The following is an 11,766-nucleotide window of genomic DNA, read 5'->3' as shown; positions in this document are numbered from 1 at the left end:
TGCCCCCGAACCCCCGCTCCTCAAACGCCGGAGGGGCTGAGATACCCAGCCCGTCCGGCGTTTGAGGACGAGGCCGTTCAGGCCGATACGGGGGTCCGGGGGCAGCGCCCCAGGGGATGGGACGGGTAGGGGCGGCGGGGGCGAAAGAATCCCCTCACGACGCCACCCCCGCCTCCCGCTCGTCATAAGCCGCCCGAGCCGCCGCGATCTCCCCCTGGTGCGTTTCCGTCCACGTCACCAGGGATCGGATGGTCGCGTGCAGGGTGCCCCCGAGGGGAGTGAGCTCGTACTCGACCCGCGGCGGCACCACAGGATGCACCGTCCGCTTCACGAGACCGTCCCGCTCCAGCTGCCGCAAGGTGACCGTCAGCATCCGCTGGCTGATCCCGTCGATCTCTCGCCGCAGTTCGGTGAACCGCAGTCGCCGATGTTCGAGCAGGGCGATCACGAGCAGCGACCACTTGTCGGCCACCCGGTCGAGAATCTGCCGCACCTGGCAGTCCTCCCGGGTGTCCCACTGGAAGGGATCTGCATCGCCGTAGTCCACGCCTACGGTGCCCGCGCAGTTACTCGGTGACTTCAAAGTGCCTTCTTCCATACCTGCCAATGCTGCCGCAGGCTGGCAGCGGTTACAAGAGGGAACCGACCCTCAATCAGGTAACCGCCTCTGCCTCCACCCACCCCTGTCTCCACCCCTGCCTGAGGAGTTGTGATGGACACCCGAAGAGATACGACGGGCAACCGAGGAGATACGACGGGCAGCCGAGGAGCCGCGATGGGCCCTCGCGCCTGGGCCCTGCTGCTCGTCCTCTGCGGAACGATCTTCCTGGAGGGCATCGACGTCGCCATGCTGGCCGTGGCGATCCCCTCCATCAGATCCGACCTCGACCTGCCGACCGACACCGCGGCCTGGGTGATGAGCGCGTACGTACTCGGCTACGCGGGCTTCACCCTGCTCGGCGGCCGCGCGGCCGACCTGCTGGGCCGCCGCCGTATGTTCCTCACCTGGCTGACGGTCTTCCTCGCCTTCTCGGGCCTGGGCGGATTCGCCACAGAGGGCTGGACGCTGATCGTCGCCCGCTTCGCCACCGGCGTCGCGGCTGCGTTCATGACCCCGGCCGCGCTGTCCCTCATCACGACGTCGTACGAAGAGGGCGAGCAGCGCAACAAGGCCCTGTTGGTCTTCGCGGGCACCGCGGCCGGCGGCTTCTCCCTCGGCCTGGTCATCGGCGGCCTGCTCACCCAACTGGGCTGGCGCTGGGTCTTCTTCGCCCCGGTACTGCTCGCGGGCGCACTGCTCGTGGCAGCGGTACGCCTGATCCCGTCCGAGCCCCACAGCAAGGAGCGTACGAAGGGACACACGAAGGAGCGTACGAAGGGACATGCCAAGGAACGCACGCAGCAGCACACCGAGGAACACGCCGAAGGACGACCCCTCAAGGCGCCCCGTCGTACCGAAGGCTTCGACATCCTCGGCGCCGCCGCCGCAGCGGCCGCCATGCTGCTCGCCGCCTACGCCGTCATCCGTCTCGAACACGGCCTGGACGGCTGGCAGCTGACGGCCGGCGCGGCGGCCGCGGCGGCGCTCCTGGGCACCGCCTTCGTCGCCGTCGAACGCCGCACCCCCACCCCCCTCGTCCGCCTCGGCATCCTCCGCACCGGCTCCGTCACACGCGCGGGCCTGGGCGCGCTCCTCTTCGTGGGCGCCTTCTTCGGCTTCCAGTTCGTCCTCACGCTCTATCTCCAGGAACTGCGCGGCTGGTCCTCCCTGCAGACGGCGATCGCCCTGGTGGTGCTGGGCTGCGACGCGATCCTCGCCCCCACGCTCACGCCTCGCCTGGTCACCCGGTTCGGCCCCGCCCGGGTGATCTTCGGCGGCTTCGTCCTGGCGATCGCCGCGTACGGGCTCTTCCTGCCGGTCGGCATGGACTGGTCGTACGCCGCGATGTTCCCGACCCTGATCATCGCGGGCACCGCCTTCGCCCTGGCCTACGGGCCGCTCACGATCGCGGCGACGGACGGTGTGGCGGAGTCCGAACAGGGCCTGGCGAGCGGCCTGTTGACGACCTTCACGCAGTTCGGCTCGGCGATCGGCATCTCGGCGGTGACGGCGGTGTACGGCCTGGCCTCCTCGGGCGCGGCCACGGGTTCGGACCCGGAGTCCACCCTGTCCGCCTTCCGTGCGGCGCTGATCGTCCCGGTGGCGATGGTGACCCTGGGTGCGCTGCTCTCCTCCTTCGGCCTCCGAGGACAAGGGCGAGGGCGAGGGCGAGGCAAAGGGCGAGGACAAGGGCGTACGAAGTCGACGGTCGGAGCAGCTGCCCGGGGCACCGTCGCAGGCACTTCCGGAGCACCCGTCGCAGGTACTTCCGGAGCCCTTGCGGACGCCCCCGCCAACCCCACGCAACAGACCGTGAGTTGACGATGTCCCGCTCCCGTTTTCGCCATACTGTTCGCATGACCGCAGACGCCTCTGTCCCGTCCGCCTTCCCGCAGCGCACCCGGGTCGTCGTCGTGGGCGCGGGGCCCGCCGGACTCACCCTCGCCAACATCCTGCGGGCCGCCTCCGTGGACTGTGTAGTGCTGGAGACGGAGAGCAGGGAGTTCATCGAACAGCGGCCGCGCGCGGGCTTCCTGGAGGAGTGGGCGGTCCGCGCGCTGGACGGGAGGGGCCTCGCGGACGGGCTGTTGAAGAACACCGTGGCGCACACCGAGTGCGAGTTCCGGTTCGCCGGAGAGCGCCACAGGTTCCCGTACGCGGACGTGTCGGGCCACCGGCACTACGTCTATCCTCAGCCTCTGCTGGTGACGGACCTGGTGCGTGAGTACGCGGACGTCCGGGGCGGCGAGATCCGCTTCGGCGTCCGCGACGTCGAGCCGGCCGGGATCGACACGGACCGGCCTTCGGTGACGTACACGGATCCGGAGACGGGCGAACGGGTCCGTATCGACTGCGAGTTCATCGCGGGCTGCGACGGCGCACGCGGGGTGACCCGCGACTGTCTTCCGTCGGAGCACGTCACCATCGCCCGGCACGACTTCGGCGTCGGCTGGCTGGCGCTGCTCGCCGAGGCGCCGCCGTCCTCCGACTGCGTCGTCTTCGGCATCCATCCGCGGGGGTTCGCCGGCCATATGGCCCGCAGCCCGCAGGTCACCCGCTACTACCTCGAGTGCCCGCCCGGCGACGACCCGGAGAACTGGCCGGACGAGCGTGTCTGGGCCGAGCTCCACGAGCGGCTCGCGGCGGACGGGGCGCAGCCGCTCACCGAGGGCCGGCTGATCGAGAAGCGGGTGCTGGCCATGCACAACTATGTGGTGGAGCCGATGGGGCACGGGCGGCTGTATCTGGCCGGCGACTCGGCCCACCTCCTCGCGCCGATCGGTGCGAAGGGCATGAACCTCGCGATCCACGACTCCCTGCTGCTCGGCGACGCGCTCGTCGCGTACTACGGCAAGGGGGACGACAGCGGGCTGCGCGGCTACTCGGCGGCCTGTCTGCGGCGGGTGTGGCAGTACCAGGAGTTCTCGCAGTGGCTCTCCGAGGTGTACCACGGCACCTCGTCCGGCGATCCCTTCCGGGCAGGCACCTCGGTCGCCCGGCTGCGGCGGATCCTCGTCTCGCCCGCCGCCGCGATCGGCTTCGCCGAACTGTTCCTCGGCAAGGACACCGACTACTGATTACTCGTTCGGGCTGGGTTGGAGCTGGGGCTCGGGCTCGCGGCCGTCTCCCGGGCCGCCGCGGCAGCAGCGATCGCCGTCTCCCGCAGCACCACCCTCGACCGCCGAGCCGTCCGCAGCGCGTCCCACGTCAGCAGCGACAGCGCCGCCCACACCAGCGCGAACCCGGCCCACCGCTCGGCGGGCATCGCCTCGTGGAAGTACAGGACGCCGAGCAGGAACTGCAGCACGGGCGCCAGGTACTGCAGCAGCCCCAGCGTCGACAGCGGCACCCGGATCGCCGCCGCTCCGAAGCAGACGAGCGGCGCCGCGGTCACCACACCGGTCGCGGCCAGCAGCGCCGCGTGCCCGGCGCCCTCGCCGCCGAAGGTCGCGTCGCCCTGGGCCGACAGCCACAGCAGATACGCCAGCGCGGGCAGGAACTGGATCGCGGTCTCCGCGGCCAGCGACTCCAGACCACCCAGATTGACCTTCTTCTTCACCAGCCCGTACGTCGCGAAGGAGAAGGCGAGGCAGAGGGAGATCCACGGCGGCCTGCCGTACCCGATCGTGAGCACGAGGACGGCGGTGAAGCCGATGCCGACCGCCGCCCACTGGGCTGGCCGCAGCCGTTCCTTCAGGAGCAGGACGCCCATCGCGATGGTGACGAGCGGGTTGATGAAGTAGCCGAGCGACGCTTCCAGCACATGACCGGTGTTGACGGCCCAGATGTAGACGCCCCAGTTGATGGTGATGACGGTCGCCGCGACCGTGATCAGGCCCAGCCTGCGCGGCTGCCGCAGCAGTTCGCCGGCCCAGGCCCAGCGTCGAATCACCAGGAGCGCGATCGCGACGACGCCGAGTGACCACACCATGCGGTGGGCGAGGATCTCGGCCGCCCCGGCGGGTTCGAGGAGCGGCCAGAAGAGGGGGACGAGCCCCCACATGCCGTATGCCGCGAAGCCGTTCAGCAGACCTATGCGCTGCTCACCTCTGGACTCCACCGGCACGGCCTCTCCCCTCTCGCGCGGCTGCGAGCGCGCAGCCGTTCAGACGGTAACGCCGAACGCCCCCGCCTGTCATGCCCGTATCCACGATACGGTCATTACACGCGGGGGTGGGCGAGGACGGCGCCCGAGGGACAAGGGGGAGTCGGCCCTCGAACGCCGTCGCTCTCGGAGGGGGCAGCCCTTACGCGCCGTCGCTCTCGAGGGAGTCAGCCCTTGAGCGCCGCCGCAAGCGACTCCGCGATCGGCGTGGTCGGCCGGCCGGTGAGCCGGGACAGGTCACCGCTGGTGACGACCAGCTCGCCCTTCTCGAGGGACGCGTCCACGCCGGCGATGGTCGCGGCGAGCGGCTCGGGCAGCCCGGCGCCGGTCAGGATGCCCGTGAAGACCTCGACGGAGACAGGGCTGTACGCGATCTCCTTGCCGGTCTGCTTGGCCACCTCGGCCGCGTACTCGGCGAAGCCCCAAGCGGTGTCGCCACCCAGCTCGTACGTCTTGTTCTCGTGACCCTCGCCGGTCAGCACGGCCACGGCGGCGGCCGCGTAGTCCGCGCGGGAGGCCGAGGAGACCTTGCCCTCGCCGGCGGCCTGGACGACGGCGCCGTGCTCCAGGACGGGGGCGAGGTTCTCGGTGTAGTTCTCGTTGTACCAGCCGTTGCGCAGCAGGGTGTACGTCACGCCGGACTCGAGGATCGCCGCCTCGGTGCCCCGGTGGTCGTCGGCCAGCGCGGCGCTCAGGCTGCCCGGGGCGCTGGTGTAGGCGAGGAGCGCGACCCCGGCGGCCTTGGCGGCGTCGAGGACGACCTTGTGCTGGCCCACGCGGCCCTTGTCGAACTCGTTGCCGGAGATGAGCAGCACCTTGTCGCCGGCGGAGAAGACGCCGTCGAAGGTCTCGGGAGTGTTGTAGTCGGCGACCGCGATCTTCACGCCGCGCGCCGCGAAGCCCGCCGCCTTCTCCTCGCTGCGGACGACGGCCGTGATCTGGTCGGCCGGGACCTTCTCCAGCAGCCCTTCGATGACGAAACGGCCGAGGTGTCCGGTGGCTCCGGTGACGACAATGCTCATGTCTGAAACAACTCCTTGTGGGGTGGGTACGCCACTAACCATAGGAGCTGCACTAACTCTGCGAAAGTACCCACTTTGAAGTAAGGTACTGGCATGGCCGTAAGTGATGCAGGAGTCAGCACTCCCACCGCAGTCAGCAAGTGGAACCTCGAGGGCGAGGCGATGTGCCCGCACCGCCTCGTCCTGGAGCACGTCACCAGCCGCTGGGGCGTCCTCGTCCTGATTCAGCTCCTGGAGCGCCCGTACCGCTTCAGCGAGCTGCGCCGCGCCATCGGCCGGGTCAGCGAGAAGATGCTCACCCAGACCCTGCAGACCCTGGAACGCGACGGCCTGGTGCACCGGGACGCGAAGCCGGTGATCCCGCCGCGCGTCGACTACTCGCTCACCGACCTGGGCCGCGAGGCCGCCGAGCAGGTGTACGCGCTGGCGAGCTGGACCGAGCAGCGGATGGGCGAGGTGCTGAAGGCGCGGGAGGTGTACGACGCGGCGAAAGCGCAGCTCTGATCAGGGGTGATGCGTCTGCTCGGCCCCGAATGAACGAATGCGGAAGGCGCCTGCGGGGCACACATGGGGCAGGGCGCCGGTCGGCATGCGAGGCATGTCCTTCCATGCGCCCCCTTTCCGCCTCCCATGCCTTCTTGATCCGCCGGGCATGCTGAGGGCGGGGCGTCATATGCCCAACCGCACGTCGGTCCTCGTGTTGTGCACGAGGCCGCCCACCGGCGTCCGGAGTGACTCGGGGGTTCGCATTGGCCACACGGAATCAGGACACGCGAAGTATCGGTTCTGCAAGGTTCGGCTGGGTACGCAGCCCCTTTCGGCGTCCGTCCCGGCGCCGACGTCAGGAGGAACTCGTCCTGGCTGTCCTCCACCAGCTCACGCGCATGACGGAGGAGATGCACAACGCCAATGAGATCCAGCTGCAGAGCCTCATCGTGGGGCAGGTGGAACGAGCGATGAAGGATCCTGCGTTGATGGCCGCCATGAGCACGCTGGAGGGCCTGCCGGACCACAAGCGCCGCCAGCTTCTCTTCGTCAACCGCGAGTACGCGACGATCCTGCTGGCCTACCGCATCGGCTCTGTCAACTGGGGGGAACTGCTCGGTCACTTGCGGGTGTTGTGCCGGAACGCTGTGTTCGCGGAGTACTGGGAGCGGACCGGCGAGCACCGTCGGAGCCTGCCGAGGCAGTCGACGGAGGCGAAGGTGGGGGAGGCCGTCGACGTGATCATGGAGGAGCTGGCCGACGACCCCGACGAATGGTGGGTCGTGGGCCAGTCTGACGAGACGCCTTCCTGATGGTTCGTCAACTGTCAATGTAGCAACGTGAGTTGCCTCTGAATGAATGAGAACTATCGCCGTGGCGAGTGTATTTGGGCTAATCTCCGTGGCTTGTGGGGCGCCCGAGAGTTGGGTCGGGCGTCCGTGTCCGACCCGAAGGGTCGGACATCCTTGTGTCCGGCCGAAGAAGAGGCTCCCGCGTGCACAGCGAATTCCCTGCCATCAGCATTACCCGCCGTCTTGGGGATTCGCCCCGCCAACGAGGGAGTCTCACGGGCGAGACGTGCCCGGACCTCTTTGAGCTAAGCGACGGCAGTTTCGCGGTGATCGGGACCGACCGGACCGACGACCTCGACGGGATGCTCCCGGCGGACGCCGCCCGGGCCGACTACGAGCGCATCGTCGTCATCAGCCGCGACACGCTTCTCCGGGCCAAGCGGGACATCCCCGACGCCTGACGACTCATGACACCGAGGGCCCGGATGCTGCACAGCATCCGGGCCCTCGGTGTCGATCGAGCGTTATCCGACGACCGTCCAGGTGTCGCTCCCGGCGAGCAGCGCCGCGAGGTCGCCCTTGCCGTTCTGCTCGATGGCGGTGTCGAGCTGGTCGGACATCTGGGTGTCGTAGACGGGACGGTCGACGGACCTCAGGACGCCGATCGGCGTGTGGTGCAGCGTGTCCGGGTCGGCGAGCCGGGACAGCGCGAACGCCGTGGTCGGCGAGGGGGAGTGCGCATCGTGGACCAGGATCTGCGATTCGTTCTCGGGCGTGACGGTGACCACCTTCAGATCACCCGTCAGCGAGTCGCGTACGACGCCCTTGGAGCCCAGGCCGCTTTCGAGTGGCGCGCCGAAGCGGATCTGCTGTCCGTGCTCCAGCCGGATCACCGCCTCTTCGGCCTGCTGCTTGTCCTTGAGGGCCTCGAAGGCGCCGTCGTTGAAGATGTTGCAGTTCTGGTAGATCTCCACCAGCGCGGTGCCCGGGTGGGCGGCCGCCTGCCGCAGCACTTCCGTCAGGTGCTTGCGGTCGGAGTCCACGGTCCGCGCCACGAACGACGCCTCCGCGCCGATGGCCAGCGACACCGGGTTGAAGGGCGCGTCCAGCGAACCCATCGGAGTCGACTTGGTGATCTTCCCGACCTCGGAGGTGGGCGAGTACTGGCCCTTGGTGAGCCCGTAGATCCGGTTGTTGAAGAGAAGGATCTTGAGGTTGACGTTGCGGCGCAGGGCGTGGATCAGGTGGTTGCCGCCGATGGACAGGGCGTCGCCGTCACCGGTGACGACCCAGACGGACAGGTCGCGGCGGGAGGAGGCGAGGCCGGTCGCGATGGCGGGGGCCCGGCCGTGGATGGAGTGCATCCCGTAGGTGTTCATGTAGTACGGGAAGCGGGAGGAGCAGCCGATGCCCGAGACGAAGACGATGTTCTCCTTCGCCAGGCCGAGCTGGGGCATGAAGCCCTGCACGGCGGCGAGCACCGCGTAGTCACCGCAGCCTGGGCACCAGCGCACTTCCTGATCGGACTTGAAGTCCTTCATGGACTGCTTGGCCTCGGCCTTGGGCACCAGAGTGAGCGCCTCGATCGTGTCCGAGCCTTCCGTGGTCGTCTCAGCCATCGATGGCCTCCTTGAGAGCCGTGGCGAGCTGTTCGGCCTTGAACGGCATGCCATTGACCTGGTTGTACGAGTGGGCGTCCACCAGGTACTTCGCCCGGACCAGCGTGGCGAGCTGTCCGAGGTTCATCTCGGGGATCACCACCTTGTCGTAACGCTTGAGCACCGTGCCGAGATTCCGCGGGAAGGGGTTGAGGTGGCGCAGGTGGGCCTGCGCGATCGACTCCCCGGCGGCCCGCAGTCGGCGTACGGCCGCGGTGATGGGCCCGTACGTCGATCCCCAGCCCAGGACGAGGGTGGTGGCGCCGTGCGGATCGTCGACGTCCAGGTCCGGTACGTCGATGCCGTCGATCTTCGCCTGGCGGGTACGGACCATGAAGTCGTGGTTGGCCGGGTCGTAGGAGATGTTGCCCGAGCCGTCCTGCTTCTCGATGCCGCCGATGCGGTGCTCAAGTCCCGGCGTGCCCGGGATCGCCCACGGGCGGGCAAGGGTCTGCGGGTCGCGTTTGTAGGGCCAGAAGACCTCGGTGCCGTCGTCCAGCGTGTGGTTGGGGCCCTGCGCGAACTGCACGCGCAGATCCGGCAGTTCGTCGGTGTCGGGGATCCGCCACGGCTCGCTGCCGTTGGCCAGGTAACCGTCGGACAGCAGCAGCACCGGGGTGCGGTAGGTGAGGGCGATGCGGGCGGCTTCGAGGGCGGCGTCGAAGCAGTCGGCCGGGGTGCGCGGGGCGACGATCGGCACCGGGGCCTCGCCGTTGCGCCCGTACATCGCCTGGAGCAGGTCGGCCTGTTCGGTCTTGGTGGGCAGACCGGTCGAGGGGCCGCCGCGCTGGATGTCGATGACCAGCAGCGGCAGTTCGAGCGAGACGGCCAGCCCGATCGTCTCCGACTTCAGGGCCACGCCCGGTCCGGAGGTGGTGGTCACCGCGAGCGAGCCGCCGAACGCCGCGCCCAGCGCCGCGCCGATCCCGGCGATCTCGTCCTCGGCCTGGAAGGTCCGCACGCCGAAGTTCTTGTGCTTGCTCAGTTCGTGCAGGATGTCGGAGGCCGGCGTGATCGGGTACGAGCCCAGATAGAGCGGCAGGTCCGCCTGCCGGGACGCGGCGATCAGCCCGTAGGACAGCGCCAGGTTCCCGGAGATGTTCCGGTAGGTGCCGGTCGGGAACGCGGCGGCGGCCGGGGCGACCTCGTAGGAGACCGCGAAGTCCTCGGTGGTCTCGCCGAAGTTCCAGCCCGCGCGGAACGCGGCGATGTTGGCCGCCGCGATGTTCGGCTTCTTGGCGAACTTGCTGGTCAGGAACTTCTCGGTGCCCTCGGTCGGCCGGTGGTACATCCAGCTCAGCAGGCCCAGCGCGAACATGTTCTTGCTGCGCTCGGCCTCCTTGCGGGAGAGATCGAACTCCTTGAGCGCCTCGACGGTCAGCGTGGTCAGCGGAACGGGGTGGACGCTGTAGCCGTCCAGCGAGCCGTCCTCCAGGGGCGAGACGGCGTATCCCACCTTCTGCAGCGCCCGTTTGGTGAACTCGTCCGTGTTGACGATGATCTCCGCGCCGCGCGGCACGTCGGCGATGTTCGCCTTCAGGGCGGCCGGGTTCATCGCCACGAGCACGTTCGGCGCGTCCCCGGGGGTGAGGATGTCGTGGTCGGCGAAATGGAGCTGGAAAGACGAAACGCCCGGCAGGGTTCCTGCGGGCGCGCGGATCTCGGCGGGGAAGTTCGGCAGTGTCGAAAGGTCGTTTCCGAAGGATGCCGTCTCGGAGGTGAAGCGGTCTCCGGTGAGCTGCATACCGTCTCCGGAGTCCCCCGCGAACCGGATGATCACCCGGTCGAGCCGGCGTACGTCCTTCTCGCCCGCCGGTTTGCGCTGTTCTCCTACGACGGCTCCGTCGGCCTGCTCCGCTGGACTGCTGACCTGACTGGTCACTGAAGTGAACCTCCTTCGAGGCGGCTGTCTGGGCTCGGCCCTCCCGCAGGCCTTCCCAGATCCAACCCTACGTCGGTAAGGGTCGCCTTCCCCTGACCGCTCGCATGATGGACCCCATTTTGAGACTGCCGGACACCCTGATTTGCCATGACTTATCCGCCCCCCGGCGTTACCTGTGAAGACGCTCCGTGCTCATCCTTTGGTTCTCGTGCTCGAGTTGTCGTGGTGCTCGTTCGTGATGGATTGCTGACACAGTGTCAGGCCGTCAGGAGTTCAGGTAGGTGAGGACCGCGAGAACACGCCGGTGATCCCCATCACTCTGGGACAGGCCCAGCTTCATGAAGATGTTGCTCACGTGCTTCTCGACCGCGCCGTCGCTGACCACGAGCTGCCGGGCGATCGCGGAGTTCGTCCGTCCTTCGGCCATAAGTCCCAGGACCTCCCTCTCGCGGGGCGTGAGCCCCGCGAGAACGTCCTGCTTGCGGCTGCGCCCGAGCAGCTGCGCGACGACCTCGGGGTCCAGTGCGGTGCCGCCGCGGGCCACGCGGACGACCGCGTCCACGAATTCCCTCACCTCGGCTACCCGGTCCTTGAGCAGATAGCCGACGCCGTGGCTGGAGCCGGCCAGCAGTTCGGTGGCGTACTGCTCCTCCACGTACTGCGACAGCACGAGTACCCCGAGTCCCGGGTGCTGTTTGCGCAGCTGTACGGCCGCCTTCACGCCCTCGTCGGTGTGCGTCGGCGGCATTCGTACGTCGGCGACCACGACGTCCGGCAGCGCGTCCTGCGCCGCGAACTCCGTGATCGTCTTGATCAGCGCCTCGCCGTCCCCGACTCCGGCGACCACATCGTGCCCGCGGTCGGTCAACAACCGGGTCAGGCCCTCCCTGAGCAGCACTGAATCCTCGGCGATGACCACGCGCACCCTGTCCTCCACGATTCCTCGGCCCCCCAGCCACCCCGGCCCGTGCACCGGGTTCGTCCCCGCTCGTACGTCAACCCCCAGCATCCCAGCATTTGGAACCGCCTGCGGGTGGCTGAGGGAATCGTTGTCGGTTCGTGGACGGAGGGCTCCGCCGGCTGGGCGGATTCGGCTAGGGGGGCTGCACTGGATGGTTCGGCTGCGGGTGGGTGGGGGCTGGTCGCGCAGTTCCCCGCGCCCCTGGGTGGGTGGGGCGAGGGGAGGTCTTTCGGGCGCGGGCCCCGGGCCCCGTAAGGGGC

Annotated in this window: 11 protein-coding genes; 5 read left to right on the top strand and 6 right to left on the bottom strand. The window is 68.8% G+C overall.

What is annotated here, in order from left to right:
• Window positions 1–154 precede the first annotated feature (154 nt).
• Window positions 155–598 carry a winged helix-turn-helix transcriptional regulator gene (locus GAS53_RS53190; protein ID WP_151485027.1) on the bottom strand — a complete coding sequence of 148 codons (444 nt, stop codon included), beginning with the start codon at window positions 596–598 and terminating at the stop codon, window positions 155–157.
• 177 nt (window positions 599–775) lie between these two features.
• On the opposite strand from GAS53_RS53190, the gene GAS53_RS53185 reads away from it, so the two are divergent.
• Both GAS53_RS53185 and GAS53_RS53180 read left to right on the top strand, forming a co-directional pair.
• Window positions 776–2,422: an MFS transporter gene (locus tag GAS53_RS53185; RefSeq protein WP_225859688.1), complete on the top strand. Its 1,647-nt coding sequence runs from the start codon at window positions 776–778 to the stop codon at window positions 2,420–2,422.
• 35 nt (window positions 2,423–2,457) lie between these two features.
• A complete protein-coding gene (locus tag GAS53_RS53180) occupies window positions 2,458–3,678 on the top strand; it encodes a 4-hydroxybenzoate 3-monooxygenase (RefSeq protein ID WP_151485026.1) in 1,221 nt (406 codons plus the stop codon).
• Here GAS53_RS53180 and rarD read toward each other — a convergent pair.
• Both rarD and GAS53_RS53170 read right to left on the bottom strand, forming a co-directional pair.
• On the bottom strand, window positions 3,672–4,667 hold the full coding sequence (rarD, locus tag GAS53_RS53175; RefSeq protein ID WP_151485025.1) for an EamA family transporter RarD: 996 nt from the start codon (window positions 4,665–4,667) through the stop codon (window positions 3,672–3,674). The two genes, GAS53_RS53180 and rarD, sit on opposite strands and share 7 nt — an antisense overlap.
• Before the next feature lie 206 nt (window positions 4,668–4,873).
• Window positions 4,874–5,728: an SDR family oxidoreductase gene (locus GAS53_RS53170; protein WP_151485024.1), complete on the bottom strand. Its 855-nt coding sequence runs from the start codon at window positions 5,726–5,728 to the stop codon at window positions 4,874–4,876.
• 93 nt (window positions 5,729–5,821) lie between these two features.
• Here GAS53_RS53170 and GAS53_RS53165 point away from each other — a divergent pair, with 93 nt between their 5' ends.
• The 3 genes from GAS53_RS53165 (at window position 5,822) to GAS53_RS53155 (ending at window position 7,466) form a co-directional block, all read left to right on the top strand.
• Window positions 5,822–6,232, top strand: a complete 411-nt coding sequence (locus tag GAS53_RS53165; protein ID WP_151485023.1) for a winged helix-turn-helix transcriptional regulator — start codon at window positions 5,822–5,824, stop codon at window positions 6,230–6,232.
• Between the two features lie 227 nt (window positions 6,233–6,459).
• Window positions 6,460–7,026 carry a DUF6082 family protein gene (locus GAS53_RS57415; RefSeq protein ID WP_225859687.1) on the top strand — a complete coding sequence of 189 codons (567 nt, stop codon included), beginning with the start codon at window positions 6,460–6,462 and terminating at the stop codon, window positions 7,024–7,026.
• Between the two features lie 203 nt (window positions 7,027–7,229).
• Window positions 7,230–7,466 (top strand): hypothetical protein, encoded by a 237-nt coding sequence (locus GAS53_RS53155; protein ID WP_151485028.1) that lies wholly within the window; start codon window positions 7,230–7,232, stop codon window positions 7,464–7,466.
• A 63-nt stretch (window positions 7,467–7,529) separates the two neighbouring features.
• On the opposite strand, the gene GAS53_RS53150 is transcribed toward GAS53_RS53155, so the two are convergent.
• The 3 genes from GAS53_RS53150 to GAS53_RS53140 form a co-directional block, all read right to left on the bottom strand.
• Window positions 7,530–8,624: a 2-oxoacid:ferredoxin oxidoreductase subunit beta gene (locus tag GAS53_RS53150; RefSeq protein ID WP_151485022.1), complete on the bottom strand. Its 1,095-nt coding sequence runs from the start codon at window positions 8,622–8,624 to the stop codon at window positions 7,530–7,532.
• The gene (locus tag GAS53_RS53145) at window positions 8,617–10,545 is read right to left on the bottom strand and encodes a 2-oxoacid:acceptor oxidoreductase subunit alpha (RefSeq protein ID WP_151485021.1); all 1,929 of its coding nucleotides are present in this window, start codon (window positions 10,543–10,545) and stop codon (window positions 8,617–8,619) included. The genes GAS53_RS53150 and GAS53_RS53145 overlap by 8 nt, the downstream gene beginning before the upstream one ends.
• Window positions 10,546–10,810: 265 nt before the next feature.
• Window positions 10,811–11,470 carry a response regulator transcription factor gene (locus GAS53_RS53140; protein ID WP_318724695.1) on the bottom strand — a complete coding sequence of 220 codons (660 nt, stop codon included), beginning with the start codon at window positions 11,468–11,470 and terminating at the stop codon, window positions 10,811–10,813.
• Between the last annotated feature and the right edge of the window lie 296 nt (window positions 11,471–11,766).

Origin of the sequence: Streptomyces albicerus, from assembly GCF_008905045.1 — a bacterium.
Classification (GTDB): Bacteria; Actinomycetota; Actinomycetes; order Streptomycetales; family Streptomycetaceae; genus Streptomyces; species Streptomyces albicerus.
Note: the sequence above shows the minus strand (reverse complement) of the source record. Positions and strands in the feature narration are given on the sequence as shown.

Bases quoted from the DNA above. Each gene is read 5' to 3' on its own strand.
- GAS53_RS53190 (WP_151485027.1), bottom strand. From the start codon at position 598: ATGGAAGAAGGCACTTTGAAGTCACCGAGTAACTGCGCGGGCACCGTA.
- GAS53_RS53185 (WP_225859688.1), top strand. From the start codon at position 776: ATGGGCCCTCGCGCCTGGGCCCTGCTGCTCGTCCTCTGCGGAACGATC.
- GAS53_RS53180 (WP_151485026.1), top strand. From the start codon at position 2,458: ATGACCGCAGACGCCTCTGTCCCGTCCGCCTTCCCGCAGCGCACCCGG.
- GAS53_RS53170 (WP_151485024.1), bottom strand. From the start codon at position 5,728: ATGAGCATTGTCGTCACCGGAGCCACCGGACACCTCGGCCGTTTCGTC.
- GAS53_RS53165 (WP_151485023.1), top strand. From the start codon at position 5,822: ATGGCCGTAAGTGATGCAGGAGTCAGCACTCCCACCGCAGTCAGCAAG.
- GAS53_RS53150 (WP_151485022.1), bottom strand. From the start codon at position 8,624: ATGGCTGAGACGACCACGGAAGGCTCGGACACGATCGAGGCGCTCACT.